Source organism: Nocardia ignorata NBRC 108230, from assembly GCF_001612905.1.
In the GTDB taxonomy this organism is placed as follows: Bacteria; Actinomycetota; Actinomycetes; order Mycobacteriales; family Mycobacteriaceae; genus Nocardia; species Nocardia ignorata.
This window is the reverse complement of sequence record NZ_BDBI01000008.1, coordinates 193,666-220,003: the sequence shown is the minus strand read 5'-3', so window position 1 is coordinate 220,003 and position 26,338 is coordinate 193,666. Positions and strand designations below refer to the sequence as shown.

Below are 26,338 nucleotides of genomic sequence, written 5' to 3'. Positions count from 1 at the left end.
GCACCTGGGCTCGAAAGGAGTCACCGATGACGATCCTCGTCACCGCGCTGCTGGGTGCTGTCATCGGAATCCTGCTCGGCCTGTTGGGCGGCGGTGGGTCGATCCTCGCAGTGCCGGGGCTGGTTTACGGGCTCGGGATTCCACTCGGACAGGCGGTTCCGATGTCACTGCTGGTGGTGGGTCTCTCCGCACTGGTGGGCGCTGTTCCCAAGATGCGATCCGGCCGAGTCCAGTGGCGGGTCGCCGGCGTGTTCGCCGTGAGCGGACTGCCGGCCGCGTTAGCCGGGAGCGCCGCGAACCGCCAGCTTCCTCCAGCGTTGACCCTCGCCGGATTCGCGCTCGTCATGGTCGCCTCCGGAGCTCGGATGCTGGCGAGTGAAAACAGCATCGGTACCGCGTGCCGAGTGGAGGGCTCGACCGTCGATTGGCGTCGATGCACCTCACGTGCCGTTCCGGTCGGCCTCGGCGTCGGTTTCCTGACCGGCCTGTTCGGCGTCGGCGGCGGATTCCTCATCGTTCCCGCCCTCGTCCTGCTGCTCGGCATCGAGATGTCGGTGGCGATCGGCACCTCCCTGGTGATCGTCACCGCCAACTCGGCCTCCGGTTTCCTCGCCTACCTCGGTGGCCTCAGCCTCGACTGGCGAATCGCCACGGTCTTCGCCGCTACGGCCATCGGCGGATCGCTACTCGCGGGCCGCTATGGACAACGAGTCGACGTCGCGCGGCTACAGCGGTGGTTCGCCTTCTTGATCTTCGCGGTGGCGGCCTTCGTCCTGGGCGACGTGATCTTCATTCGCTAGCGGCCACACCGCTGCTCTGTGACTCTCACGATGTCTTTCGCGGAGCCGCGCCGCCGGTGCCGGTGCCGGTATGGATGTCGGCCATGACACGGGCAGTGCGCAGTGATCGCCAGTACGTGCCGGGCAGTGCCGCGGCGAGTTCGGCGGTGCGATCGATTTCGCGCTGCAGCAGCAGCCCATAGGTGAACGCGGACTCCCCCGCGTTCTCGGCTTCCCTGGTGAGCTGGATCAGATGATGCTTGGCCACCACCGCGTCCTGGTACTCGCCGAGCAGATCCTGCACAGCGATCAGGCCCGCCACGGTCTGGTCACTTCGGGACGGGTCCAGATCACGGACCGACTCCACGTAGTACCGGGTGCGCCGCACCGATTTCCGCAGATCGTGCATCGCGGCATCGATGGCGTCCTCGCCCCTTGCCGAACCGACTCTTCGCATCCGTCGCCGAACCCGGCCGAGCAGCGCGTCCAGGACCACGGAGTTGTCCGGTTCATCGATCCCGGGCACCACACCGGTGTGCAGCAACCGCTCTTCGGCCATCAGGTCCTCGACGACGGTCACGAACCGGGGTGCAGCGAGCAGATCTCGCGCCGCGGTCCACGCCGGACGGATGCGGACGTCGAAATAGGCCGCCATTCTCTCTCGCACCGGGCCTCGAACGTATCGCGGGCGGAGCACATCCACCGCCGCGTGTAGTCGGGCCGACTGGGCTCGCAGGTCATGCGCCGCGCCGGTGGTGATGCCGAGCCACCGCAGTTCCTCGACGAGCCGACGGACTTCGGACTGTCTGCGGACAGCCGTCGGGTGTGCGCTGAGCGCACAGCGGGCCCGGCGCGCAGCCTTGACCACCCCGACCACCGAGTCCGGGTCGTCGTGGCACGCGGCGATCTGGCCGTCCATGATGGTTTCCCGCTGCGCGTGCAGATAGCGGGCCAGCATCCGGCTCACCTGCGCCTGCCCTCCCTCGGGCACTGCCTCGGCGTCCGTTCGAGTCTCGATGCTCATCACGATCTCCTCGATGTGTCAACGGCGTTCGATATCCGCCTTTCACGATTCCGTCCCCGGCTCCCGCGAAAACAGGGCCGTTCGGCCGCTGCGGTCCCCGATCCACGGCGCGGATGTCCAGGACGAAGGGCCTACCGGTGCACGCCTCGAGACTCTGTCGTCGATGCTGCGGCGCAACTGATCGCCGTGCGGCCTCGAGCGCGGCGTCACCGCGGGCGACACACCTAGGGCATTTGGTCCTCACCGAACAGGCATAACGGCCGTCGCGGAGGGCGAGGTGTCCGCGCACACTGGCTGACACGGGCAAGGTAAGTCGCGGTGCCCCCAGACCGGTCTGTGCTCCGGCAAAGGGGCGTAACCGGCGTGCCGCGCCGACCTGCCCGACGTGCTCGGCTGGGGCCGATAGCTCACCGGGAGTAATGCTATGTCGACCTTCGAACAACGCAGGACTCGTCATGCTCTGCGCGCCGGCCTGGTCGGCACTGCCGGATTCGTCGCCCTGTCCGCCTTCGTGGGCGCCGTGGGCCTCGCCGGCGGCGCCGCCGATCTCGGCGACGAGATCACCGCGCGCCTGCCGTTCAACAGTCCGGTCCTGGCGGGGCTGCTGCTGGCCGCGATCATCGGCGCGCCGACGGCTGCCACCACAGTTCTCGCTCTGCGCGCGGACCCGATCGACTCGATGGTGGGCGTCTGCAGCGGCGCCGTCCTCATGGGATGGGGCATGGTCCAGCCGTTCGTGATCGGTCGATTCTGCTGGTGGCAACCGATATTCGGACTGCTCGGTATGACCGTCTGCCTGCTGGCTTACCTGCTCCGCCGGGCTTGACGTTGTGCCTCGGTCGGCTCACCCACGCGCACAGTACTTCTCGCCCTACCTCAGGTCAGCGACACAGACTTCGCACCTGCCGCAACGAATGGAGAATGACATGCTCTCTGCCACCGCGAAGGAAACCATTCGCACAACTCTGCCCACCGTGGGCGCGGCCATCGGGGACATCACCACGCGGTTCTACCGCACGATGTTCGCCGCCAACCCCGACCTCGAACGTGACCTGTTCAACCGCGGCAACCAGCGGCAGGGCGACCAGCAGAAAGCGCTCGCCGGCGCCATCGCCGCCTTCGCCGCGCTGCAGCTCGAACCAGATCAGGCTCGTGTCGATCTCATTCTGTCGCGTATCGCGAACAAGCACGCCTCCTTGGGCATTCGGCCCGAGCAGTACCGGATCGTGCACAAGTACCTCTTCGAAGCGATCGCCGAGGTCCTCGGCGATGCGGTCACAGCCGAGGTCGCCGCAGCCTGGAACGAGTTGTACTGGCTGATGGCCGAAACGCTGATCGGGATGGAAGCCGGGCTGTATCGGGCCGCAGGTGTCGCCGACGGTGACGTCTGGCGGCAGACTCGCGTGCGCGGACGACGCCAGGAATCCGCTGATGCCGTGTCCTTCGTACTCACCTCGCTCGACGGCAGCCCCCTCCCGTCGTACGCGCCGGGACAGTACCTTTCGGTGGGCGTGCGGCTCGAAGACGGCGCCCGCCAGATCCGCCAATACAGCCTCTCCTCGGCGCCCTCGGCGGGCGACTGGCGCATCACCGTCAAGCGCGTGGACGCACACACCCTGCCCGACGGCTCGATCGCTCCGGCTGGTGAGGTATCGAACTTCCTGTACCACAACATCTTCGAAGATGACGTGCTCGACGTGACCACCCCGTTCGGTGACCTGACACTCACCGATGACGAGGCACCGCTGCTGCTGATCTCGGCGGGCATCGGATGCACCCCGATGATGGGCATGCTCAGCCACCTCGCCGAAACCGCCGACACCCGCCCGATCTCGGTGATCCACGCCGATCGCGCCCCCAGCAGCCACGCCCACCGAGCCGAACTGGCCGAACTCGTCGACCGGCTGCCCTTCGCCGTCATGCATCGCTGGTACGAGGATCTCGGCGCCCGTCGACCCGGGGACGGGCTCAGCGAAGGCCGCGCCGATCTCGGCGAGATCACCATCGCCGAAGGCACCCGTGCCTACGTGTGCGGGCCGCTTCCCTTCATGCTCGGCGTACGCGATGCGCTCCTGGACAAGGGTGTGGCGGTCGAGAAGATCCACTACGAGGTCTTCGGCCCCGATCGCTGGGCGCCCGCCCCGGCGTAAGACCTCGAGCGGTGCAGATCAACAGCTTTCGCGCTTGTCACCCCACCAATCGCGAAAGCTGTTGATCCCAGATCGTTTTGCGACGCCACGCTACGAGCCGCTCGGTCAGCGCGTTCGAACACCAGGCGACGAAACCGGTGCCGACCATGATCACGGCCGCGACGCCGATCCCGTTCATCACCGGGCCTTCCGGTGGGCGTGGTGCGGAGGTCGGTTCACCGGACTGGTTCAACCACACCTGGATGCGATCGCCCTTCTCCACCCGGTTGCCGACCCGCACGGTACCGACAGTCGTACCCTCAGCACCGGTCCAGGCCGCCGATGCCACCCGGATGTGGAGGGAGGTGTTGTGCGGCCTGTCCAGCACGAGCGCCTCGACAACGGTCGTCTGCGAGCGCTCTACGCGCACCCGCGCGGCATCGTCGGCGTAAACGACCGTGCCCACCGCGGCTGCCACCGGAATCGAGATCAGCACCGCTATCGCGCTGATCAGCCGAACTGTGGCCAGCAGCCGATCCGGCCATCTCATCAGTGGATTGGAGTTCCAAGGACGGCATCGCCAAGAGCGCAGCGCGTGCGACATCAGCGCGTCGATACGGAATGTCGTCGATGTCATCGCGGCTTCCTTCTCCATCAGCAGTGGGGTCGGTACCCAGCCTCGTCGGGGACGACGGCGGCGGGCAGGGGCGAAAGGCCCTGCCCGACCGGCCGATCGTCCTCGGCGCTGACGGTCACGCCGTCAGTCGCCGAGATCGCGACGGGCGCATCCCATCCAGGCGAGACCCGTCGCACCGGCGACCAGCGCGAGCAACACCAGATGCGTTCGGGGGTCGAACGACTCCAGTGGCAGGCGGTCGGTGTAGTGCAACGGCGACGCCCTGGGGAACCACCTGGGCAATTCGAACGCCTCGGTGAAGATCGCTGCCACGACCACGTACGTGAAATACAGCCACGACACGGCTACTGCGAGATGCGGCATCCAGCCGACAACAGCGGCCGTCACCGCCACGATCGCCCACACCGCCGGGGCGTGACCGAGCGCCGAGGCCGCCAGGTGCGGTATCCGCATCGGATCACCCGTCGCCAGTCCGTAGGCGAGACCGTCACCCGATCCACCGGCGATCAGCACCATGGCGCTGCCCCCCATCGCCACGGTGAGATATCCGGCGAGCCACCGCCCACGCCCTACCGGCGCGGCCAGGATGAGATCGGCTCGGCCCGAGACCTCCTCCGACCGCGCACGCAGCACAGCCGAAACTCCGGCCGCGGCAGCCAGCAGCGCGATGATCGACAATGTCACTGCCAGGTAGGCGTTCACGGCGTCCTGCGCGTTACCCGTCAGATAGGCCGCGATCTCAGGATTGTCGGCGATGAACTGCTCGATGCTGTCGGCGAAGGAGCCGTAGGCGAGGCCGAGCACGAATGCCGCGAGGCACCACCCGAAAACACTGTGCCGTTGCAGACGCCACACCAGACCGATCGGCGAGCCGAGCCGGCGCGATGCGGTGTCGCGGCCCGGACGATATCGTAGTAGCCCCGCACCGAAATCCCGGCGTTCGGCCAGCGCGAACCCCACCGCTATCAGCGCCACCGACACCGCCGCGAAGAGCAGCAGTGGCCACCATCGATCGTCGACGAAGGGGTAGGTCCGCTGTCCCCACCCGATCGGCGAAAGCCAGGCGACCGCATCCGTTCCCACATCACCGACCGCGCGCAGGACATACGCCACCGCGACCAGTCCGCTGATCGCCCCGTAGACGCTGCGCGGGTTCTCGAATACCTGTGCGGCTACAGTCGTCGCCGCGGCGACGGTGAACCCGAGCCCGCCGATCGCCACCCCGATCAGTACAGCGCCCTGCACGGGTAACCCGGTCACCGCCGCCGTAACGGCGAGCAGCAGTGCCACGGCCACATCGGCGAGCGCGGCGACGCACAGTGCTGCCACGACCGGCGCGCGCCGGCCCACGCGTGCCGACCGGATCAGTTCGGTCCGGCCCGTCTCCTCGTCCGAGCGGGTGTTCCTGCCGATCAGGAACATATTCATCAGCGAGACGACGATCGCCAGGTAGGCGAATATCTCGAAAACGATTTCCCCACCGACTGTTTGCAGCAAACGAACCGGCCCGCCCATCGCGACGATCGCCGCGTTGGCACTCATGGTGGATCGCAGCTGCGCCAGCTTCGCAGGCGAGTCGTAGAAGTTCTGGCTGCTCACCGATTGCATGGCCAGCAGGGCAGCGGCGCCGAGCAGCCACCAGGGCAGCACCCACCGTTCGCGCCGCAAGGTGAAGCGGACGAGCGCCGCTACGCCCGTCGCCTCCCGGCGAAGCATGTCGGTGCTCACGAGACGGCTCCCAGCGCTTGCGGTTCTCCCGTGTACTGGCGCAGGAAGATGTCCTCCAACGTCGGCTTGCTACTGGTCATCGCGACGACGCCGAGGTCGGCCAACGCACGCAGGACGGCGTCGAAGTGCGCGCCCTCCACCTCGAAGCGAGCGTGACGACCCTCCACGGTCAGGCCGCTCACCCCGGGTATCGTGGCGAGTCCCGTTGCTGGGCAGACTGTTTCGACACTGATCGAGGTGGATCGCAGCTGCCGCAGCTCGGTCAGCGAGCCGCTCTGCACCGTTGCACCGCCGCGGATGATGCTGACGCGATCGCACAGGGCCTCCACCTCGGCGAGCTGATGGCTCGACAGCAGCACAGTGCGTCCTTCGGCTGCCAGCTCGCGCACACACCGCTGGAATTCCGCCTCCTTCAACGGGTCGAGCCCCGCAGTCGGTTCATCGAGCAACAACAGCTGCGCGTCCGAGGCCAGCGCGGCGACCAAGGCCACCTTCTGGCGGTTCCCCTTCGAATAGGCGCGTGCCTTCACCGAAGGGTCGAGCTCGAAGCGAGCGAGCAACTCGGCACGCCTGCGGGGGTCGATACCGCCACGCAGCCGAGCGAGCAGATCGATGGTCTCGCCGCCGGTCAGGCCGGGCCACAGGGCGACCTCCCCCGGAACGTAGGCGAGCCGCTGGTGCAGGGCGACCGCATCGGCCCAGGGATCGAGCCCGAGTACTCGAACCGTGCCCGAGTCCGCCCGAAGCAACCCGAGCAGCACCCGAATGGTCGTGCTCTTGCCCGCTCCGTTGGGACCGAGGAATCCGTGGACCTCACCCGCGCGAACGGTGAGGTTCAGGGCATCCAGTGCCCTGGTGCGACCGAAGGTCTTGGTCAGCCCCGAGATCGCGATGGCGATTGCGGGGCTGACATCGCTCATTTCCCGACCGGTGTCCACCGCGTGCTCCCGTGATCGGCGGTCTCCTCCTCGGAGAGCAGCAGTTCCTCCACCGGACGCCGCGGCGTTTCCGGAGGAAGGCCGGCGCTGGTCGGCGCCCATCCCACGCGCACGAAAGCCTGCGGATAGGCGGTGCCGGACAACAACTCGTCGCGCAGCCGGGCGCGCTGCGAACCGACCTCGAGCGGCTCGGTCAGCAGACAGGTGGCCAACCCGATTCCCGTCGCAGTCAGCAGCAGCGCGCTCAGCGCCTCCCCCGCCCGTAGCCTGGATCCGAGATCGTCGGCCCCGGTGCCTACCACCAGCAGTTCGGCATGGTCGGGCTCGGTTGCCGGGTCGAGGAATCCGGCCGCCGCGAACGCTCGTGGCGGAAAGTCGTCGTCGGGATCGATGGGTGGGGCGTTGCGTGCGGGGACACCGTCGGCGCTGCTGTGGCGACCCGACCACAGGGCGAGTTCGAACCGGTAGGACTCGTCGGCGGCATGGAGTTCGCTCGCCTGCTGTGCCGCTGCTATCACCCGTTGCCGGTCCTCGATCCGGTGAACGATGGCGCCCAGTGCCGCCGCACGTTCGGTGAACAATCCGAGGAAGCCCGGCGGCACGGGCCACGAAGTGTAGTGACGCCGATCGGTCCGGCGCACGGTGATGGCCTTGCTCAGGTCGACATCGAGTGTGGTGGGCCGATGCCTGACCAGGGTCAACGCCGCCAGGTGATCAGGGTTGGCGGGATCGGGGATCCGGTGGATCACCGGCGCCCAGCCCATCGCCGTCAGCGCCACCGACAGGTGGTGCAGTGCGGCGCCGCAGCTGAGCACCAAGTCGCGCGCGTCGGGATCGGTGGCGGGCAGCGCCCGCTCACGGTCGAGATACAGGTGAATACTGTGGTCGGCGATGCGCCAGCGCCACGGTTGCACATTGTGCACGGACGGCGCACGGCCGGCCAGTGCCAGCGCCGCCTTCACGGTGTTGTCGTCGGGAAGTCCGCGGTCCATGGTGTCCGTCCTCGGTGTCGATCGGTCAGTACTCGTACTGTCCACGTATGACCTGGCCACCGAGAAGGGCAGGACGGCCCCGTTGCGAGGGACTTCGGGTCATCGTCGCTGGAACGAACCGTGAACCGGTGGCCGAGCGGGACCGAGTAGGGCCGTTCGATCTTCGCCCAGAGGCCGGATGCCCCTATGGCCCCGACCGGGAAGTGGCGAATCTACATCTCACAGATGTGCGCAGTTCTCATCGAGGGAGAGATTCGTGACCAGGTCGACCTACGCTTGTTCGGATACCGCCGCCGCCGAACCGGATGGCGTATCCCCCGGTGAGGTCGTCGCCGCACCACGAGTGGAGACAGACGAGATCGATGCGATAGCGCGCGCGTTCGTCACCAAGTTCCCCAGCTTGCCCGAAGCATACGTACGACAAGTAGTAGAACTCACGCACCAGCGGCTGGCCCGGACCGCTCGCATCCGGACGCACCTGATCCCGTTGACTGTCAACCTGGCGCGCTCGCAGCTGGAAAAGGCCCGCTCACAAAACGACCCGGTCACTTGGACCGCTGGGGGACCGGAAACCTGTAGCTGGTGAGAACGGTTCCATCCCAGCGTTTTCCGAGAAGATCGACCTGCAGGTTCGTCCCGTCGTCGGTGATGTCGAGCACCCCGTATTGTCCGCCACCGGGGAATGTCCCACCACTGTAGGGACCGCCCTTGACACTGCCGGGGCGGTCCAGAGCCGCCGCCTGCAGAATCGGGAAACCCGCACCGCCCTTGCCGGAATAGTCGCTGTTGGTGCCGTCATCGATCGCGACCATGTGCGCGTCGCCGCCGACCATCACCAAGTTTCGGATCCCGGCGTCGGCGATCGCGTCGGCGATTTCCTGGCGTTCGCGGGCATGTCCGGGCCAACCGTCCCCACCGGCACGCGCTTCCCCGATCCACGGCAGGGAGTTGCCCCACACCACCAGGGCGTGGGTACGGCTCGAACGCGTCAGCTCCTCGATCAGCCAGTTCCGCTGGTCGATGCCGAGCACCGACTCCGACGTCGACTCCGAGCGGCCGTCGGTCATGATGAACCGCACCCGGCCGATGGTGAAGGCCTGGTTGATGGTTCCTCGCGTCGAGCCGAACGGATAATGCGGGGTGGTGGCGCCGAACGCCGTGCGCGCCGCGTCTCGTCCCGGAGAGTCGGCGCCGGCGTCGTTGGGGCCGTAGTCGTGGTCGTCCCACACGTAAGCCACCGGGCTGTCCCGATAGAGGGCGGATTGGCCGGGACTGGTCAGTACCCTGTCGTACGCCGCGAAGAACTCACCGGGCGTGGTGCTTTCGATATTCGCGTAATGCAGGTCGCCGAGGGCGAGGTGGAACAGTCCGTTCTCGGCTGCCAGCGCGTCGAAGACCGCGCCGTTGGAACCGACCCGAGCACAGGCGCCCGCGGTGACACGAAACGACATCGGACCGTCCACCGGCGTGGTGAAACGCCCGGTACCGCGCGAACTGTCCGGTGTTCCGTCGACGACGACCTGGTAGGTGTAGGCGATGCCTGGCCGCAACCCGTCGACCTCCATGCGAGCGATCCGATGTTCCTGCGCGACTGCCGGTTCCGACTCCACGACACCGCCGTCGGCCGCGGTGACCCGAAGCAGTGCAGTACTGCGGCCGGAAGCCAACCTGGCGTTCACGGTGACCCCGTCGCTGCGCAGACCGCCCGACCAGACCCATTCCACCCGGTCCACCGACAGTGCCGGGGCGCTGCTCTCCGGGTGGGTCGGCCCGAAATAGATCGCGTACACCCGGTTCGCCCCGAACCAGGTACCGGCGAGCAACAGCAGAGTGACCACCGCGAGCGCGACCAGTTCCACGGCCGTGCGACGGTGCTGCCAACTGAGCCACAGCAACACCGAAGGCACCATCGCGCCGCCGGCGAGCAGCATGGCGTAGATCGGCTCGTACTCGACAGCGGCGAACACACCGAGGCAGCTCGCCGCTACCGCGATGAGCACAGCACCGACCGCCTCCCACCGCCACGAGATCAACGCACCGAGCGACACCACACCCGCGAGCGCCAACTGCACCGGCGTCTCGACGCGTGAACCGAATACGAAGCCCTCACCACTCGAGGGCACACCCACCGTCAGGGTGAGCACGGCCAGGGTCAGGGCGACAACCGCGGCGGACAGGTGCGCGAGCAATCGCACGATCTGCGCGGCCGACGCCGTCAGCGGAATCGCGCCGCGCGCGGCATGGGGCTGTTGCGGATGCGGCGACCACAGACAGTTCCGGCAGGCTACGTGGGCGCGGGGGCGCACGATCACCCAGCGCGCTCCGAGCACCAGAGCCAAGCCGATCCCCACCCCGCCCAACACATCGGTCGGGCTGTGCAGACCTTCGGCCACGCGATCGACGGCGGCGGCCGCGGCCGTTACCCCCAGAACCATGGTGAGCACCGGAATGAGCCGGCGGCGATGCAGCAGCGTCGCGACCGCCAGCGGAACCAATCCCGCGATGAGGACCGCCTGCATCACGTGTCCGCTGGGGTAGGAATCCAGCGCACCGGCCATCGGCCCATCGAGCGGGCGAGGTCGTTCGATCACCGCCCGAAGTCCCACACTGGCCAGCAACCCGAAACCGGTGGCCACCGCATAGGTGACGGCGAGCGCGCGACACCGGATCGACGCCAGCCCGACGAGGACCACCAGTACCAGCACCGTCCTGGTATCGAACGCGGCGTCCGTGAAGCGGGACAAGGCCGGAGTCGACAACCCGTCGAACCATGCCGCGACCCGGCGATCGAACCCGTCGACCACATAGGGAGACGCCGCGACAACCAGTGACAGCAGCGCCGAAGCGGCCGCCGCGGCCATGAACCCGGCACCGAGTTGCCAGGGTGGGCGGGCCGACCATTCGGCACCGTCCACCGGCCGCGTCGTCAAGGGGGTGTTGGTGAGCACGCGCGCCAACCGCCGAGGGGGCGACGGGTAGTGGACGAACACCAAGGCCGAGACCACCGCGTAGGCGAGGGCCGCGACCGCTACGGCGAGCGAAAGGCTGAGCAGCCAGGCGATATCGGCCACCCAGCCGGGTTGCTGAAAGAAATTGGCGACCGACCCGATCGTCACATACACCGCTCCCCCCGCCAGGGTCAGCGCGATCAGCAGGTAGACGGGGCGCGGACGAAGGCCGCGCCGGGCCGCGGTATCCGGCTCCGACGTCGCGGTCGTGAACCGAGCCAGCGCATGCCCCGCGATGCCTGCCCGCTTGGCGCGCGAGGCGTCGCCGCTGCTGCGGACCAACTCACGCAATTCACTGGCGAGCCAGAACAGCAAACCCACGCTCATGATCGCGGGGACGAAGATATGCAACCGATCTACGCCGAGTAGTGCGGCGCGGGCGCGGTCACGCGCGGGCGAGGTCATCGGAACGTCCTTCGTCGAGAATAGTCACGGTCCCGGCGGTGCCGTCGACCTCGAGTCTGTGCCCGTCGAGGGCCCGTGCGGCACCGGGCAGATTGAACACAGCGGGCACGCCGAACTCACGGGCCAGGATCGCCGCGTGCGACAGCGGGCCGCCCTGTTCGATCACCATTGCCCCACAACGCATCAGCAGCGGCGCCCAGGAGGGATCTGTCGTAGTGGCCAGCAGGATCTCATCGCTGCCGAGAGGTTCATCCGGGGTGGTGAGACGGCGGCCGGTCCCACGAAACGTGCCGTTGCCCGCCGCCCATCCGGTCAGCTGCCGACCGTGCAGGGTGGCCGTGGAACCAGCCGACTCGTCTTCCCCGGAGAAGGTCTGTGGGAGCGGATCGAGCTGCTCCTGCCTGCGTAACCGGCGCCTGCGCCGATCGAGTATCGCCGGGACCGGCGGAGGGTCACCCACCGACAGTGCCCGGAATTCCCCGACGGTGAGGAGTTCGACGTCCGCCGCACACGCGAGCACCCCGTCGGCCGCCGATCTGCGGCCGACTTCGAGATGGACCCGGCGAAGCTCACCGCCGAGCGACAGAATCGCCGCTTTGGTGCGCTCACGCCGTTCGAACTGTGCACGTGCCTCGGTGACAAGACGTTCCAGTTGGCGCAGTCGTAGCCACCGGGTGATGTCGGTCTTCGGTCGCCGAGGACTTGCCTCGATCAGCTTCATCGCGGCGTCGACGCCGACGGGCTGAGCCCTGTGCTGCGTCACGACCGACGGCTCCCGGCCCGACTCGATCCACGTCGGGCCACCCGGAACCGCCATCGAGGCGCGCGAATCGACAGTGATGACGGTCTCCGGAACAGTCAGCGCTCCCGCCAACCGGTCGGCCTCGGAATCCGGGCCGAAGCGTCTCAGCAGCTGCCGAAGCCCCTCGTGGATCGCCCCCGCGTCCGCCGCGACGGTGATCTCGGCAGCCATGGCACGCGTCATCAGATCGATCAGCGCCAGCTGGTACCGGGCCAGCTCCGCGCCACTGCGCGCACTCAACGATGTTGCCTCGCGGCCGATTTCCCGCGCGGCGGTGATCACGACATCGGCGTCGAATACGGCTCGGCGCCGCGCCCGACCGGCTCGAACATGGTGCCCGAGCGCATCGATGCGGCCTGTCGGGTGGGCGGCTGCGGCTTCGGCGGCGGCCGTATCCAGCGCTGCTCGCCCCTGTACCCGGCGAAGTAGCCGATGCGGCGACGCCATTCCGTCCGGTGTCGTGGTGCCGAGGACGTCGAACATCGTGCGCAACGCCTCCTCTACGACGAAAGAGCAGACCTCCCAGCGCAGTGGCGGCAGAACCCCCGGCAGCATTTCGGCGATGCCCGCGGTCGTGAAGTGGTGGCCCGTCATCTCCTCCGCGTCGGTGTCGAAGGGATCCCGGTCGGTGGTGAGCACGGTGATCGGTCGGGCTTGCACGATCCACAAAGTGCTTCCGTCCCAAGCCCACTCGACATCTTGCGGGCAGCCGGCGCGGCGTTCTATCTCTCGCGCGACGGTGATCAACGGCTCGATCTCTTCGGCGCTGTCATCGGGCACCGCGCCGCCCGGAACCAACAGCACCGCCGGAGTACGCTTCCCTGACACCAGGCCCTCGGCGAGACCGTGGACGGTTTCGATCCGCACCGTTGCGGCCGGTCCAGTCGGATCCTGGGTGAACAGCACCCCGCTGCGCAGCGCCGCCACCATCGGCATGATGAGCGCCGCCATCGCCACATCGTCGTCCGCGAGACCCAGCGCTCTGCGGTACGCGCGAGGGGCCGGATGGTGCAGCGACGAGAACACCGACAACACAGCATGCGCGACCGCGGCGCGGTCGGCCGGGTCGACATCGAGCACCGAGTGGTACTGCCCGGCGAAGGACGAGGAATCCATGTCCTCCACCGTCGCCGAGGAGCGCACCGCCACGGGGCGCCCGTCAGCCAACCCGGCGGCGACCGCGCATACCTCGTCGAGCAGCGCACCGGGCAGCCCGGCTCGGTGGAAGACCGCGTCGACCTCGGTCGCGGCGACGACCTCTCCCCGTTCGAGCCGTGCGAGCAACGCCCCGACCGGAGGTTCCGCGGCGACGACCCGGTAGGCGTCAGCGGTGACGCAGGCGGCCGGCGGTACCCGGACACCCCAACCGATCAGCCGGTCGAGCGCTGCGGCTTTACCGCCGACGATCTTCCCGGCGGCTCCCGCGCCGTCCAGTACCCGCACACAGCCTTGCTCCGGCGGTGTGGTCGGTGCGAGGAATTCGGTCCCGGTCATGACGATTCCCGTTCGCCGGCCAGGCCACAACGGTAGGCGGCGACGGCACGGTCGGCGATCCGGCCGACCGGCTCGTCGCCGTCGGCGGCCCGCAGTACCAGCCACTGCGCCAGGTCGCCACGGATGCGGATCGAGCGTCGACGACTCGGCAGCCTCAGCGCCGCCACCAGGCCCAGAACCACGATGGCTCCGAAAACAGCGACCAGATCCCAGTTCCGGCCGGTCGCGGCGTCGACGAGGCCCACAGTCGCGAGCATGCCGACGGCGAGCATCATCCAGCGTGCGGCCGTGTCGGCGATCATCGCCGCTCTCCGATGTCGAAACGATTACTGCGCATCGTGGTCTCCTTGTGAGAAATCCCGGGCGTGACCTTGTTCAGCACCCCGTATCGGCTGCGTTGGCGCCGCGGACAGAAGCCGCCGCGATCTCGGAGAACGACGACAGCGACGGTGATCAACATTCGACCAGGACGCCGCGGCCGCCGTTAGGGGCCGTGGTCCCGACCGAGAGAGTCCTTGGGCACCGCGCGTCGCGGACGGAACTCGGTTCCGGATCTGTTTCGCATCCAGCACCTACCGGACAGGCCCTTGGTCCTTCGATTGGAGGCATCCCGGCTCTGACCGTCGACCGTCGACTCGAGCGACGCTGACGACATGACTACAACTTCCTCGCCCCGGATCGCCGTCCTGTACGCCACCGCGCAGGGCTCGACGCGCGACATCGCCGAATTCATCTACGACAACCTGGCCGCCCGCGGTGCCAGAGCCGAACTGCACGACGTCGGACACGCACCCGATCTGTCCACCATCGACACCGTGGTCATCGGCAGCGCGATCCACGACATGGATTTCCTCCCGGAAGCCACGGCGTACCTCCGCCACAACCTGAAAACGTTGCAGGACAAGGATGTCTGGCTGTTCAGCGTCGGGCTCGGACCGGCGCTGCGCGGGCCCGTCGGGCGGTGGGCGGGCCGTCAGATCCCACGCAAGATCGCCGCGGTGATCAGCATGGTGCATCCGCACGATTACACCCCTTTCGCCGGAAAGTACGAACGCGCGGGCGTCTCCTGGCGAGCCAGGACCATGTACCGGGTACTCGGCGGCGCTCGCTACGGCGATCTGCGCGACTGGCAGGCCGTACGCGAGTGGTCCACCAGAATCGGTGATGCCCTCGCCCTGCCGCACGCCCCGGCGAGCATCGTCCATCCCTGATCGACCACCCGCATGAACCGAAAAGACTGCTGTCAGCTGGGGTTATGAAGGACTGCGTGATGAAGAAGACGACCGTGTTCGCGACCGCAATCTGTGTCGTCGGCACCGCGTGGGTGATGGGCTACCGATACTTGCTGCGCGAACGGTGCTTGCATTGGGGAGCGACACCGGAAGAAGCAACACGCGAGATGCCCGGAGACGACCTGCTCCCCCGGCCCGACATCGTCTCCACTCGCGCCGTGGCCATTGATGTCGAGGCAGCAGAGATATGGCCGTGGCTGGTCCAGTTCGGTCCAGGCCGTGGGGGTGCCTACACCTATGACTGGATCGAAAACCTCCTCGGCCTGAACATGCACAGCGCCGACTCGATCCTGCCCGAATTCCAGAAGCTCTCCGTCGGAGACACTTTCGCTCTCGGCGACAGCGGGCCGACGATGCGCGTGGCAGTCCTCGACCCCGCGCGTGCCCTCGTCTTCAGCTCGACCGACGGCAACTGGGTGTGGGCTTTCGCCCTGTACCCCGACGGGAGTCGCACGCGACTGATCAGTCGCAACCGGATAGCGGCCCCTTCCGCCTCACCGGCCGCCCGTCTGTTCAATCGCTTGATCATGGAGCCAGGCAGCTGGGTGATGGAGCGCAAGATGCTGCTCGGCATCAAACAGCGCGCAGAACGCCACGCCCCGACCGGCCCGATAGTCCAGCCGGCACCCGTCTGACTGCAGCCCACCGGGGGCCAATGCCTACCGGGACACGGAGCCGGACCGGCCCCGACCTCTCATCCACAATCCACAGAAAGGTCCGATCACCATGTTCGATCTCCAAGGACGCAGCATCGTCGTCACCGGCGGCGCACGCGGCATCGGCGCGGCCGTCGCGCACACGTTGGCCAAGACGGGCGCCGGGATCGTCGTCGCCGATCTGCTGGAACGTGACGGCAACGCCGTCGCGCAGGCCATCGGATCCAGGGCAGTCTTCCGCCACCTCGACGTCACCGACGAGCACGAGTGGCAGCGGGTGCTCGACGACGCCGAAGCGGACTTCGGGCCACTGGCGGTGCTGGTGAACAATGCCGGCATCCTCGACTTCGGCGGCGTCGAATCCGAGACTCCCACGCAGTTCCGCCATGTCCTCGATGTGAATCTGGTCGGTGCCTGGCTCGGTATGCATCTGGCCGCGCCCCGGCTGCGCGCCGCCGGCGACGGTGTCATCGTCAATGTCTCCTCCACAGCAGGGCTTATCGGTTACTCCGGCATCGCGGGCTACGTCGCCAGCAAATGGGGACTGCGCGGGCTCACCAAAGCCGCCGCGCTCGAGCTCGGCAAGGACGGCGTGCGGGTCTGCTCGGTGCATCCCGGCCCGATCCACACCCCGATGACCGCGAGTATGGACGAGAGTGTCGCCGCGGGGCAGCCACTTCCACGTTTCGGCGAGCCCGAGGAAGTCGCCGCGATGGTCGGTTTCGTCGTCACCGAGGCCACCTTCTCCACCGGGTCGGAATTCGTCCTCGACGGTGGCGCGACCGCGGGCGCCTCGCTCGTTCTGCCCTCATGAACGGCGAACCAGGGCACCGGCCGCCGCCGGAGCCCGCCCAGGTCCACGAGACCCACAGCGGAGTGGTCCTTCTTTACGGCGACCGCGCCTACAAGGTGAAGAAGCCGTTGCGTACGGACTTTCTCGACTTCAGCACGACCGTGCTGCGCGAGCGCGCGTGCGCCCGCGAGCTCGAGCTGAATCGGCGCATCAATCCTGACGTCTACCTCGGGGTCGCTCACCTCGGCGACCCCACCGGCGGCCCGGCTGAGCCGGTGTTGATCATGCGGCGGATGCCTGCGGATCGGCGACTGTCGGTGCTGCTCGCGCAACCGGGTTACTCCACGGATGCCCTTACCAGCCTGATACATCTGCTGGTCCGCTTCCACGACGAATCCCCGCACAGGCCCGACATCAATCGGACAGGCACGGCGAAGGCATTGCGTACCCGCTGGCGTTCGCTTCTCGACCCGTTACACGAGGCAGCGGCCGACATCATCGACCCCGACGTGCTCGCGCGGATCGACCGACGCGCGATGAGATACCTCGACGGCCGGGCCCCGCTGCTGGACCAGCGGATCGCCGACGGGCGGATCGTCGACGGCCACGGCGACCTGCTGGCCGAGGACATCTTCGAGCTACCCGACGGCTTCCGGGTGCTGGACTGCCTGGATTTCGACGATCGGTTGCGCTACGTCGACCGCTTGGACGATGTCGCCTTTCTCGCCATGGATTTCGATTCTGTCGGGCAGGCAGACCTCGCCGATCGGTTCGTCGACGAGTACCTGCGCGAGTCCGCGGATCCCGCGCCGGCGTCACTACGCGACCACTACATCGCCTACCGGGCCACCGTACGAGCCAAGGTCGACGTGATCCGCGCCGGCCAGGGTGACCACACCGCCGCCGATCGGGCGCGCGACCATCTCGCGCTGGCCGAACGCCGTCTGGCCCGCGGCACGGTACGGCTCACCACTATCGGCGGCCTGCCCGGCACCGGCAAGTCGACTGTCGCCACGGAACTCGCAGCTCGGACCGGGGCCGTACTCATCTCGAGCGACCATGTCCGCAACGAATTGGCCCGTGTCGGCGCGGTCGGTGGTCACGTCGGGCAGTTCGGCGCCGGTCGATACACTCCGGCCAACAAGGCAAGGGTCTACGACGAACTTCTGTGGCGCGCCAACGTGCTGCTGGCTTCCGGTGTTCCGGTCGTGCTCGACGCGAGCTGGTCGGATCCCGAGCAACGTCACCGCGCCGCCGCACTGGCCGATGATGTCGCCGCCGAGCTCGTCGCCCTGCGGTGCGTGTGCCCGGCCGAACTCGCCTTCCAGCGTATCCGTGAGCGTCGCGACAGTGAGTCCGACGCCACGCCCCAGATCGCGGAGGCGATGGCCGCCACCAACCCCGCCTGGCCCGGCGCAGTCGACATCGATACGGCCGGTCGCCTCGCCGACTCCGTCGCGACGGCCTGTCGCGTGTGGCACGACTCCCCCGATCTCAGCCCCGAGCCCGTCCGAAGCCCGGTGTGACACACCTCGACGACAGGAAGCCGACCATGAAACAGCACAGTGAATCCCCACACCGGAACCCCGCCGCCGCGGTCGTCGTCGGAACCGACGGATCTCCGGGCTCGCGGGCTGCCGTGTGTTGGGCGGCCCGCACTGCCGCCGACCGCGGCCGCGCGCTGCACATCGTGCACTGCACCGGTCCGGTCACCGACAGAACGCCACACAGCGCCTACGACGCGTTCATCTTCGCCACTATGCAGGACATCCGCGGCGCGGCCGAGCGCGTACTGGCCACTGCCCGGGAACAGGCAAGCACCGCCGCTCCCGGTGTCACAGTGACGACCGAACTCGTCAGCGGCGGTAGCCCGGCCCACGCGCTCATCGCGGCGTCGGAGCACGCGCACCTCATCGTCCTCGGCGTCGCATCGGAGGCAGGGGCGATCTCGCACCTGGGTTCGACGCTGCTCGCGGTCACCTCACACGCGCGTGGTGCGGTCGTCGTGGTGCGTGGAACCGACGACCGCACCTCCGGTCCCGTCGTCGTCGGAGTGGACGGCAGCAAGATCAGTGAGCCGGCGATCGCGGCGGCGTTCTCCGAAGCCTCACAACGCGGTACCGAGCTCCTGGCCGTGCACGGCTGGAGTGACCTGTCAGGCGGTGGCTTCGCCGATTCGAGCTTTCTGTCGCCGCCGATCGATGACATCGCGACAGCCGACGCGGCACTGCTGTCGGAACGACTGGCCGGTTGGACAGAACAGTTTCCCGACGTCGTCGTGCGCCGCGAGATCGTGGTGTACGGTGTGCGCGAACGGCTGACCGAGTTGTCACGGTCCGCGGGGCTGCTCGTGGTCGGCAGTCGTGGCCGCGGCGGGTTCCGCGGTCTGTTACTCGGCTCGACCAGCAACTTCCTGGTACAGCACGCCGATTGTCCGGTCATGGTCGTGCACCCCGGCTGATCAGACCAGGAAGGCATTTGGTCACCGGCGAACGTGCGTAAAGACCGTCTCGGAAAACCGCGGGCACCGATCAGACTGGGGACATGAGTGACGAACAAGACCTTCCCGCAACGCGTTCAGCACCCGCCCGTGCCACGGTCCGCACAGCGATTCGGCTCGGGTGTCGGGCACCGTCGGTCCACAACACCCAACCGTGGCACTGGGTGTTCGACGGTGCCCGTCTCGAGCTGTGGCGCGATTCCGATCGCCGTCTGACCGCCGCTGACCCACACGCCCGCCAGGCGATCATCAGCTGCGGCGCTGTCCTGCACCACGTGCGGACCGTGCTGGCCTCTCAGTGCTGGCACACCGACGTGGTGCGGTTGCCCGACCCGGCACGTCCGGAACTGATGGCGACTCTCGAATTCCGGCCGTGGCCGGAACCGCCGATCGGGATCTTCCGTCGAGCCGACGCGGTCGAGCGTCGCTACACCGATCGGCTGCCGATGAACGAGCCGATCGGATGGGCGTCGGTGCGTATGGCATTGGACGAACTCGTCGTCCCCCATCACCTCACCCTCGACGTCCTCGACGAAGACGCGCGGGCGCGGTTGTCTCTGACCTCCGAGCAAGCCGGAGCCCTGCACCGGTACGACATGGAGTACCAGGCCGAGATCCGTTGGTGGGCAGGCCATTCCGATACTCCTGACGGTGTGCCGCCCGCAGCACTGGTCTCGGACTCCGAGCTCGCCCGGGTCGGTGTGGCTCGCGACTTCCCCTCACCCGGTCCGTCCGCGCGTCGGGGTGGCCTGCGCGACCACGCGCGCCTGCTCGTTCTCACCGCGACCGGCGAGGAACCCATGAGCTGGCTTCGAGCAGGCGAAGCACTGTCGGCCGTCCTGCTCGAATGCACCGCCGCAGGGCTGTCCACCTGTCCACTGACGCATATCACCGAACTCGCCGGCGGCCGACGCCTCTTGGCCGCGCTCATCAGCCATCCCGGTGTTCCACAAATCGTCGTGCGGATCGGTACCGCACCCGACGACCGGCGACCACCACCCACTCCGCGCAGACCGCTGGTCGATGTCCTGACAGAGAAGTGACCCCCACCGCGAAAGGGCGCCCACCGCAGTAGCGATGGGCGCCCTTTCTTCGCTGCACCCGTGGCTGGGCGAACCCGTCACCCGCGATCGCGGACCACGATCATGGGGATCTCCACCGAATGCAGCAGTGCGTTACTCGTCGAACCGAGCACCATGCTGGCGAAGCCACCGCGCCCGTGACTACCCACGACGAGAAGTTGCGCCGAAGACGATGCGTCGAGCAGCGAACGAACCGGACGGTTGGCCACCACGATCCTGCGGACATCTACGTCCGGATACTGCTCGGCATGCCCGGCCAGAGCTTCGCCGAGCTCGGCCTCCGCGGTTTGCCTGCCCATCTCCCAGCCGATCGTGGGCAGGTCGGCACTGTAGTCGCTGAACGCGTGCAACGCGACGAGATCCACTTTCCGCCGCGAGGCCTCCTCGAAGGCGAGTTCCACCGCCGGGACGCTGTTGGCGCTCCCGTCGACGCCCACGAGCACCGGCAGCGCGGCCGACACCGGGTCGGTCGCGACGTTCCCATGGATCACCGCGACGGGGCAGCGCGCGTGACGGGTTACCGCTGTACTGATCGAACCGAGCAGACCGCGCTGGAAGGCACCGAGCCCCCTGCTGCCGACCACCAGGATCCGGGCAGAAGCCGAGCGCTCGATCAGCAGTGGGGCCGCTGATTCGAAACTCACCTCGGTGGTGACGACGAGATCCTCGTCGGGAACCGCCGCACGCGCCACCCTGGCGGCTTCACCGACGATGCGCTCGGCATCGACGCGCAACCACTCGAGATCTGCCTCACCCAACGACAGCGCGGGCCCCGAGCCGACCGGAAGGGCGGCCGAGGTGAGGATATGCAGTGGCCGGTGGTGCAGCACGGCTTCGGCAGCTCCCCAGGCGGCGGCCTGATAGGAGATTGCCGAACCGTCGACCGCGGCAAGCACTGGCGCGGTCCGATGCTGGGCGGGACGGATGTCGTCGGATGACATGTCGTTTCCTTTCGTCGGCATGTTCGTTTCGGGCGTCGGATTCGTCTCTCGAGCATGGCCGAGTTCCGGCGGCCGGTGTCAGGGGACAAGGTCATCGCCGCGATGGTCGATCGGCCTCGTGCCGGTGTCCGAGCGAAACGCGTCGAGCGCGGTCGGCAGGGTGGGAAAGAGCCTGTCGGGTCCGATCCGCTCGGTCAGCCCTGACGCGTCGAGATCGTCACGCAGGTCGTGTTTGACCCGGGCCATCGCGAAGACCACTCCGCGCGAGACGAGCTCGGCTCGCACCTGCTCGACCGCGTCGAGGGCGGTCAGGTCCACCTCGACGTTCGCCTCGGCGTTGAGCACGAACCAGCGCACCGGTTCCTCACCTCGCTCACCCCACCAGTCCACCGCTCCGAGTGCGCGTTTACGGAAATCCTCCGCGTTGGCGAAGCACAGCGGCGCGTCGTAGCGATAGATCACCAGTCCCGGTATCGGTTTCGCGTCGGGGTAGTCGTCCACGTCGTGCATGCCCGCGACGCCGGGAACGAAACCGAGCACGGCGTCGTGGGCGCGCGCGATCCGGCGCAGCAGATCGAAGACCGACAACGCGATCGCCACGAGCACCCCGTACAACACTCCGAGCACCAGCACGGCGGCCACCGTTCCCAGCGCGAGCAACAGCTCACTGCGGCGGAACCGCGCGATGCGCCGGAACTCTCCCACGTCGATCAGCCGCAGCGCCGCGTACACCACCAGCGCTCCCAGCGCCGCCGAGGGGAATCCGGCCAGCACACCCCGTGCGCCGAAAAGCACGACCAATACCGCCGCCAGTGACACCAGTGCGTAGAGCTGCGTGCGAGCACCCATCAGGTCGGCGATGCTGGTGCGGCTGCCACTACAGCTCACCGGGAATCCGTGTGTCAGCGCAGAGGCGACATTCGTCGCCCCCAGCGCGGCGAGCTCGGTATTGGCCTGCACGTGAGTACCGTGGCGCGCCGCGAACGCCCGGCCGGTCAACGCGTTGTCGGAGAAGCCGACGACGGCGATACCGACGGCGGGTAACAACAACGCCGTCAGATCGCCAGCGCCCACGGCGGGCAGCGCGGGCACCGGCAAACCGGCGGGCACCTCACCGACCACCTCGATCCCGAACCGCCGCAACGACAACACCGCGACCGCCACCGTCGCCGCGAGCACGGCGATCAACGGACCCGGCGCGCGCGGCAGCCACTTCGCCATGATCAACAGCATCACCAGAACGGCACCGGCCAGCGCCGCGGTCGCGGGATGCCACCGATCGATGTCGGCCACGAACGAACCTACCTGCGCGGTCACCGAATCCCCGTCGACCGGTACGCCGGTGACCCGTCCGAGCTGACCCACGATCATCAGCCCCGCCGTCCCGGCCAGGTAACCGATCAGCACCGGGCGGGACAGCAGGTCGGCCAGCACTCCCAGTCGCATCGCGGCGCCGAGCAGACACAATCCGCCGACCACCAGCGCCAGTGCCGCGGCCAACGCCGCGTACCGGTCCGGATCGCCGGCGGCCAGGGGCGCCACGGCGACCGCGGTGAGCAGCGCAGTGGTCGACTCCGGTCCGACGGAGAGCTGCCGGGAGGTGGCCAGCAGCGCGTAGACCGCCAGTGGTCCGATCGTCGCCCACAATCCGGCCACCGGCGGCAGACCCGCCACCGTCGCGTAGGCCATCACCTGCGGGATCAGATACGCCGCCACGGTGACGCCCGCGATCACATCCGACCGCACCCACTCACGCCGATAGCCCTGCAGTTGCCGCAAGCCCGGCGGTATCCGCGCTACCACTGCCCCAGCATGTCCGAACCGGGCCTGGATCGGTCACTGCCGAATGTCACTCGATCGGGTCGCCGGTCCCTTCCTCGCAGGACCTTCGGCTCTGCCGACACGGCGGAAGCAGCGCGACGCTCGACACATGACCTCTCACTATCTCTCGCACACCGATGCTCGCCGCTCCGTTCTGTGCCTGCTTGCCGGCCTGGTGGCGACCTGGGCGTTCGCCGGTGCGCTCGGCCTGATCACCGGCGTGGTATCCCTCGGCGCGGCCGAGAGCCGCCTGCCCTGGCACAGCCCGATCCTGGCCGGGGTGACGCTCGCATTGGTGGTCGGCTTGCCGATGACCGTGGTCGCGCTCACCGCCGCACACGGGGACCCGCATTGCGCGGCGACGACAGCGACCGCCGCGGCCGCGCTGATCGCCTGGACCCTGCTGCAGCTGGTCGTCCTGCGCGAGTTGACCTGGCTGCAACCGGTATCCGTCCTCCTCGCTGTCGCGGTGGCGGCGCTCGGCATGTCGGACACGAAGTCCCGCAGCGGGTCGCCCCGATAGACGGATGCCGACCAACGGCCCCTCTGTGTGGGCCGAGCGACTCTGCCGGGCGCCTCAGCGCGCAGAGCACAGTGAACGAAACAGAAAGGACCCATCATGTCCCCTCACGAAAACCAGAAGCAGCCTGTCGTGGTCGGCGTCGACGGATCGCAGGAATCCCGCTTCGCACTGCGCTGGGCCACCGAGTTCGCCGCACACCACCGCGCGCCGCTGAACATCGTCTTCGCGATGGAGATCCCGGCCGACTACTACGGGCCGGGACTCGCCGGTCCGCTCTACGACCCGGTAGCACTGCACCGTTACGGGAAAGAGGTCACCGACGAAGCCGCGGCCGAAGCATCGGCATCGGCCGCGGCGATCGCCGAGATCCCGGTCTCCGCCACCGCCGTCGAAGGTTCCGCGGTCGCCGTGCTGCGCAGCCGGAGCGCCTCCGCGCGGCTGGTTGTGGTCGGCAGCCGAGGCCTCGGTGCGCTGCGCCGCACGCTGCTGGGCTCGGTCAGCACCTCCATCGCCCGGCACGCCGACTGTCCGGTCGCCGTGATTCCGGAAGCTCTCGTCCATGCCGATGGCCCCGTCGTTGTCGGTGTCGACGGCTCGGAGTGCAGCGTCGACGCCATCGGTATCGCCTTCGACGAAGCGGCTCGCCGCGGTGTCCGGCTGGTGGCGGTCAATGCCTGGTCGGAGTTCTACCGCTACGAGGCCCGCTCGACGATGCAGACCGAAGCCGAAGCGCTGCTGTCGGAAAGCCTTGCCGGGTATGCGGAGAAGTACCCCGAGGTGCAGGTCGATCGGGTCGTCGTGGAGGACCGTCCGGCCCGGGCGGTCCTGCACGCGTCCGAGGGAGCGCAACTGATCGTCGTCGGTAGCCACGGCCGTGGCGGATTCGCGGGCATGACCCTCGGTTCGGTGGCGCAAGCGGTGCTGCACGGCGCCGAGAGCCCCGTGATCATCGCCCGCCCCCGCGCGCGCCACTGAGCCGCCGGCAGGGGTCAGTGGATCTCACGTGGCGTCGATTCGAAGTACCCGCGCCATCACCTACTTTGGTCCCACGAGCAAGGGCAGTGAGGCCCTGACCCCGTGGCCTCCGGCTGGAGACACTCGATACATGTCATCGCATCGTGATCATTCGGCTACCGACCCGGCGGTCGCACCGCTTGCCTATCCCGCCGTCGCGGTGGCGTGTGTGCTGCTGGCCGTCGCGATTGCCGAACTACCCCGACTACCGCTGTGGGCACACGCCTATGGCACAACGCTGGTGTATACAGCTTTCTCGCTCTACTCGATCCTCGCCGTGCTGCTGTTGCGCTGGGGATGGCGATCGCGACCGCCGATCGCCTGGGCATCACGCACCGCGAGCGACCTGAACTAGGCACAAAGGAGTAATACATGTCGACATTCGAGCAGCGCCGAACCCAGCGGGCTCTGCGCGCGTCGTTGGCCGGTGTCGCCGGCTTCGTGGCGTTCTGGGCGTTCGTCGGCGCCGTGGGTTTGATCGGCGGCGGCGCGGACCTCGGTGCGGAGATCACCCACCGGCTTCCGTTCGCGAGTCCGGCACTGGCCGGGGTGCTGCTGGCCGTGATCGTCGGCCTGCCGATGGCGTTCACCGCCGCGCTCGCGGTGCGGGACCTCGCGCACACGGCGCTCGCCGGTATCGGCGCGGGTCTGCTACTGCTCGGCTGGGTCACGGTCCAGCCGTTCGTCATCGGTCAATTCAACTGGCTGCAACCGGTCTTCGGACTGCTCGGCGCCGCGGTGTGTGCGTTGAGCTACCGGCTGCGCCGCCCCGTCACGGGCATCGGTTCAGCGAAGTTCCCGACCACCGCCTCACCGGCATGACGTGCTCAGCGACGGCCCGCACACAATGAAGAACTACAGCAGTGTCGCCGCCTCGTCCGACCACATCTCTGGAGGCACAGCAGTGACCGCAAGCCCCATCGTTGTCGGCGTCGACGGCTCCGCACACGCCATGTCGGCGGTACGGTGGGCAGCTGAGGAGGCCGCGCTGCATCACGCGCCGTTGCATCTGGTGCACGCGATCGGAATCGGATGGGACCTCGGCCCTCGTCTCGGCGTGGTGACCTTGCGCAATCAGGCATATCACGATGAGGGCGTCGCGGCCCTGACCACCGCCGAGCACCTTTCCCGCCAGGCGGCCGAACCGGACGCACTCGACGTCTCGGTCGACTTGGTATGGCCGGCCCCGGTATCGGTACTTGCCAAGAAGTCGCGCACCGCACGGCGGCTCGTGGTCGGCTCTCGAGGCATGGACGCCATCGACCGGGCCCTGCTCGGTTCTGTCAGCGGAGCACTGGTCAGGCGGTCGGTCTGTCCCATCGTTGTGATTCCCCCGAACGACCTGCCGCCGCGAGACAAGCCTATCGTGGTCGGCGTCGACGGATCGTCCGCCAGTGTGCGCGCGATCGACGTCGCGTTCGACGAGGCCGCCATCCGAAACGTCGAGGTCGTCGCCGTGCTCGCGTGGACCGCACCCGAGAACCACACGGACGACACCGAGATGGCGGAGCATGCACAGGCCGTCCTCGCACAGAGCCTGGCCGGGTACGCCGAAAAGTATCCACAGGTGCCGACACGACGGATAGTCGCCGAAGACGACCCGGCCCGGCGGCTGCTCCAGGAATCCGAGAACGCCCAACTGGTCGTCGTCGGTAGCCGGGGCCGCCGAGGACTCGCCGGGTTCACCCTCGGCTCGGTGAGCAGAGCCGTCCTCGACCGCGCCACGGTGCCGGTCCTCGTCGCACGACCACACTGCTGACTGTGGGCGGTTTCCCGCCGC

Annotated in this window: 25 protein-coding genes; 15 read left to right on the top strand and 10 right to left on the bottom strand. The window is 68.1% G+C overall.

What is annotated here, in order from left to right:
* The first annotated feature begins 26 nt into the window (after positions 1-26).
* Entirely contained in the window at positions 27-800 is a 774-nt protein-coding gene (locus tag NI2_RS07575) for a sulfite exporter TauE/SafE family protein (RefSeq protein WP_067487805.1), read from the top strand.
* 25 nt (positions 801-825) lie between these two features.
* Here NI2_RS07575 and NI2_RS07570 read toward each other — a convergent pair whose 3' ends face one another.
* Positions 826-1,803, bottom strand: coding sequence for a CHAD domain-containing protein (locus NI2_RS07570; protein WP_067487803.1), 978 nt, complete (start codon positions 1,801-1,803; stop codon positions 826-828).
* 424 nt (positions 1,804-2,227) lie between these two features.
* Here NI2_RS07570 and NI2_RS07565 point away from each other — a divergent pair, with 424 nt between their 5' ends.
* A complete protein-coding gene (locus tag NI2_RS07565) occupies positions 2,228-2,629 on the top strand; it encodes a hypothetical protein (protein WP_067487801.1) in 402 nt (133 codons plus the stop codon).
* Between the two features lie 100 nt (positions 2,630-2,729).
* Positions 2,730-3,953 carry a globin domain-containing protein gene (locus NI2_RS07560; RefSeq protein ID WP_067487885.1) on the top strand — a complete coding sequence of 408 codons (1,224 nt, stop codon included), beginning with the start codon at positions 2,730-2,732 and terminating at the stop codon, positions 3,951-3,953.
* A gap of 37 nt (positions 3,954-3,990) precedes the next feature.
* Here NI2_RS07560 and NI2_RS07555 read toward each other — a convergent pair whose 3' ends face one another.
* The 4 genes from NI2_RS07555 to NI2_RS07540 all read right to left on the bottom strand — a co-directional run bounded on the left by NI2_RS07555 (position 3,991) and on the right by NI2_RS07540 (position 8,227).
* Complete coding sequence (locus NI2_RS07555) at positions 3,991-4,569, bottom strand: Rv1733c family protein (RefSeq protein ID WP_133734163.1); 579 nt, start codon at positions 4,567-4,569, stop codon at positions 3,991-3,993.
* 123 nt (positions 4,570-4,692) lie between these two features.
* On the bottom strand, positions 4,693-6,297 hold the full coding sequence (locus NI2_RS07550; protein WP_243750053.1) for an ABC transporter permease: 1,605 nt from the start codon (positions 6,295-6,297) through the stop codon (positions 4,693-4,695).
* Positions 6,294-7,217 carry an ABC transporter ATP-binding protein gene (locus NI2_RS07545; protein ID WP_067487797.1) on the bottom strand — a complete coding sequence of 308 codons (924 nt, stop codon included), beginning with the start codon at positions 7,215-7,217 and terminating at the stop codon, positions 6,294-6,296. Before NI2_RS07545 ends, NI2_RS07550 begins: the two co-directional genes overlap by 4 nt.
* Positions 7,214-8,227, bottom strand: coding sequence for an Acg family FMN-binding oxidoreductase (locus NI2_RS07540; RefSeq protein WP_067487795.1), 1,014 nt, complete (start codon positions 8,225-8,227; stop codon positions 7,214-7,216). Before NI2_RS07540 ends, NI2_RS07545 begins: the two co-directional genes overlap by 4 nt.
* Before the next feature lie 178 nt (positions 8,228-8,405).
* Between NI2_RS07540 and NI2_RS35640 the strand changes: the two genes are divergently transcribed.
* On the top strand, positions 8,406-8,813 hold the full coding sequence (locus NI2_RS35640; RefSeq protein WP_371851941.1) for a three-helix bundle dimerization domain-containing protein: 408 nt from the start codon (positions 8,406-8,408) through the stop codon (positions 8,811-8,813).
* Here NI2_RS35640 and NI2_RS07535 read toward each other — a convergent pair.
* Genes NI2_RS07535 through NI2_RS07525 form a run of 3 tightly spaced genes read right to left on the bottom strand, consistent with a single transcriptional unit; the run spans position 8,773 to position 14,238 of the window.
* Positions 8,773-11,640, bottom strand: coding sequence for an alkaline phosphatase D family protein (locus NI2_RS07535; protein WP_067487793.1), 2,868 nt, complete (start codon positions 11,638-11,640; stop codon positions 8,773-8,775). The two genes, NI2_RS35640 and NI2_RS07535, sit on opposite strands and share 41 nt — an antisense overlap.
* Entirely contained in the window at positions 11,621-13,936 is a 2,316-nt protein-coding gene (locus NI2_RS07530) for a PEP/pyruvate-binding domain-containing protein (protein ID WP_067487791.1), read from the bottom strand. The genes NI2_RS07535 and NI2_RS07530 overlap by 20 nt, the downstream gene beginning before the upstream one ends.
* Positions 13,933-14,238, bottom strand: a complete 306-nt coding sequence (locus NI2_RS07525; RefSeq protein WP_067487789.1) for a hypothetical protein — start codon at positions 14,236-14,238, stop codon at positions 13,933-13,935. Before NI2_RS07525 ends, NI2_RS07530 begins: the two co-directional genes overlap by 4 nt.
* A gap of 351 nt (positions 14,239-14,589) precedes the next feature.
* On the opposite strand from NI2_RS07525, the gene NI2_RS07520 reads away from it, so the two are divergent.
* The 6 genes from NI2_RS07520 to NI2_RS07495 all read left to right on the top strand — a co-directional run bounded on the left by NI2_RS07520 (position 14,590) and on the right by NI2_RS07495 (position 20,220).
* The gene (locus NI2_RS07520; protein ID WP_067487787.1) at positions 14,590-15,147 is read left to right on the top strand and encodes a flavodoxin domain-containing protein; all 558 of its coding nucleotides are present in this window, start codon (positions 14,590-14,592) and stop codon (positions 15,145-15,147) included.
* A 59-nt stretch (positions 15,148-15,206) separates the two neighbouring features.
* Entirely contained in the window at positions 15,207-15,863 is a 657-nt protein-coding gene (locus tag NI2_RS07515; protein ID WP_067487881.1) for a hypothetical protein, read from the top strand.
* 91 nt (positions 15,864-15,954) lie between these two features.
* Positions 15,955-16,698, top strand: a complete 744-nt coding sequence (locus NI2_RS07510; RefSeq protein WP_067487785.1) for an SDR family NAD(P)-dependent oxidoreductase — start codon at positions 15,955-15,957, stop codon at positions 16,696-16,698.
* Entirely contained in the window at positions 16,695-18,203 is a 1,509-nt protein-coding gene (locus NI2_RS07505) for a bifunctional aminoglycoside phosphotransferase/ATP-binding protein (protein WP_067487783.1), read from the top strand. Before NI2_RS07510 ends, NI2_RS07505 begins: the two co-directional genes overlap by 4 nt.
* Before the next feature lie 26 nt (positions 18,204-18,229).
* Entirely contained in the window at positions 18,230-19,138 is a 909-nt protein-coding gene (locus tag NI2_RS07500) for a universal stress protein (RefSeq protein WP_067487878.1), read from the top strand.
* An 83-nt stretch (positions 19,139-19,221) separates the two neighbouring features.
* Positions 19,222-20,220: an Acg family FMN-binding oxidoreductase gene (locus tag NI2_RS07495; protein ID WP_067487781.1), complete on the top strand. Its 999-nt coding sequence runs from the start codon at positions 19,222-19,224 to the stop codon at positions 20,218-20,220.
* 77 nt (positions 20,221-20,297) lie between these two features.
* Here the strand turns inward: NI2_RS07495 and NI2_RS07490 are convergent, their stop codons facing one another.
* A complete protein-coding gene (locus NI2_RS07490; RefSeq protein ID WP_067487779.1) occupies positions 20,298-21,200 on the bottom strand; it encodes a universal stress protein in 903 nt (300 codons plus the stop codon).
* A gap of 78 nt (positions 21,201-21,278) precedes the next feature.
* Positions 21,279-23,003, bottom strand: a complete 1,725-nt coding sequence (locus tag NI2_RS07485; protein ID WP_067487777.1) for a SulP family inorganic anion transporter — start codon at positions 23,001-23,003, stop codon at positions 21,279-21,281.
* 127 nt (positions 23,004-23,130) lie between these two features.
* Between NI2_RS07485 and NI2_RS07480 the strand changes: the two genes are divergently transcribed.
* The 5 genes from NI2_RS07480 to NI2_RS07460 all read left to right on the top strand — a co-directional run bounded on the left by NI2_RS07480 (position 23,131) and on the right by NI2_RS07460 (position 26,317).
* Complete coding sequence (locus NI2_RS07480) at positions 23,131-23,544, top strand: hypothetical protein (RefSeq protein ID WP_067487776.1); 414 nt, start codon at positions 23,131-23,133, stop codon at positions 23,542-23,544.
* A 96-nt stretch (positions 23,545-23,640) separates the two neighbouring features.
* Complete coding sequence (locus tag NI2_RS07475) at positions 23,641-24,519, top strand: universal stress protein (RefSeq protein ID WP_067487773.1); 879 nt, start codon at positions 23,641-23,643, stop codon at positions 24,517-24,519.
* A 130-nt stretch (positions 24,520-24,649) separates the two neighbouring features.
* Positions 24,650-24,913, top strand: coding sequence for a hypothetical protein (locus NI2_RS07470; RefSeq protein ID WP_067487772.1), 264 nt, complete (start codon positions 24,650-24,652; stop codon positions 24,911-24,913).
* A gap of 17 nt (positions 24,914-24,930) precedes the next feature.
* Positions 24,931-25,380: a hypothetical protein gene (locus NI2_RS07465; RefSeq protein WP_067487770.1), complete on the top strand. Its 450-nt coding sequence runs from the start codon at positions 24,931-24,933 to the stop codon at positions 25,378-25,380.
* A gap of 82 nt (positions 25,381-25,462) precedes the next feature.
* Complete coding sequence (locus tag NI2_RS07460) at positions 25,463-26,317, top strand: universal stress protein (RefSeq protein WP_243750054.1); 855 nt, start codon at positions 25,463-25,465, stop codon at positions 26,315-26,317.
* The last annotated feature ends 21 nt before the right edge of the window (positions 26,318-26,338 follow it).

Coding starts and splice junctions, on each gene's coding strand:
- NI2_RS07575 (WP_067487805.1), top strand. CDS start 27: ATGACGATCCTCGTCACCGCGCTGCTGGGTGCTGTCATCGGAATCCTG.
- NI2_RS07570 (WP_067487803.1), bottom strand. CDS start 1,803: ATGAGCATCGAGACTCGAACGGACGCCGAGGCAGTGCCCGAGGGAGGG.
- NI2_RS07565 (WP_067487801.1), top strand. CDS start 2,228: ATGTCGACCTTCGAACAACGCAGGACTCGTCATGCTCTGCGCGCCGGC.
- NI2_RS07560 (WP_067487885.1), top strand. CDS start 2,730: ATGCTCTCTGCCACCGCGAAGGAAACCATTCGCACAACTCTGCCCACC.
- NI2_RS07555 (WP_133734163.1), bottom strand. CDS start 4,569: ATGACATCGACGACATTCCGTATCGACGCGCTGATGTCGCACGCGCTG.
- NI2_RS07545 (WP_067487797.1), bottom strand. CDS start 7,217: ATGAGCGATGTCAGCCCCGCAATCGCCATCGCGATCTCGGGGCTGACC.
- NI2_RS07540 (WP_067487795.1), bottom strand. CDS start 8,227: ATGGACCGCGGACTTCCCGACGACAACACCGTGAAGGCGGCGCTGGCA.
- NI2_RS35640 (WP_371851941.1), top strand. CDS start 8,406: ATGCCCCTATGGCCCCGACCGGGAAGTGGCGAATCTACATCTCACAGA.
- NI2_RS07535 (WP_067487793.1), bottom strand. CDS start 11,640: ATGACCTCGCCCGCGCGTGACCGCGCCCGCGCCGCACTACTCGGCGTA.
- NI2_RS07530 (WP_067487791.1), bottom strand. CDS start 13,936: ATGACCGGGACCGAATTCCTCGCACCGACCACACCGCCGGAGCAAGGC.
- NI2_RS07525 (WP_067487789.1), bottom strand. CDS start 14,238: ATGATCGCCGACACGGCCGCACGCTGGATGATGCTCGCCGTCGGCATG.
- NI2_RS07520 (WP_067487787.1), top strand. CDS start 14,590: ATGACTACAACTTCCTCGCCCCGGATCGCCGTCCTGTACGCCACCGCG.
- NI2_RS07515 (WP_067487881.1), top strand. CDS start 15,207: ATGAAGAAGACGACCGTGTTCGCGACCGCAATCTGTGTCGTCGGCACC.
- NI2_RS07510 (WP_067487785.1), top strand. CDS start 15,955: ATGTTCGATCTCCAAGGACGCAGCATCGTCGTCACCGGCGGCGCACGC.
- NI2_RS07505 (WP_067487783.1), top strand. CDS start 16,695: ATGAACGGCGAACCAGGGCACCGGCCGCCGCCGGAGCCCGCCCAGGTC.
- NI2_RS07500 (WP_067487878.1), top strand. CDS start 18,230: ATGAAACAGCACAGTGAATCCCCACACCGGAACCCCGCCGCCGCGGTC.
- NI2_RS07495 (WP_067487781.1), top strand. CDS start 19,222: ATGAGTGACGAACAAGACCTTCCCGCAACGCGTTCAGCACCCGCCCGT.
- NI2_RS07490 (WP_067487779.1), bottom strand. CDS start 21,200: ATGTCATCCGACGACATCCGTCCCGCCCAGCATCGGACCGCGCCAGTG.
- NI2_RS07480 (WP_067487776.1), top strand. CDS start 23,131: ATGACCTCTCACTATCTCTCGCACACCGATGCTCGCCGCTCCGTTCTG.
- NI2_RS07475 (WP_067487773.1), top strand. CDS start 23,641: ATGTCCCCTCACGAAAACCAGAAGCAGCCTGTCGTGGTCGGCGTCGAC.
- NI2_RS07470 (WP_067487772.1), top strand. CDS start 24,650: ATGTCATCGCATCGTGATCATTCGGCTACCGACCCGGCGGTCGCACCG.
- NI2_RS07465 (WP_067487770.1), top strand. CDS start 24,931: ATGTCGACATTCGAGCAGCGCCGAACCCAGCGGGCTCTGCGCGCGTCG.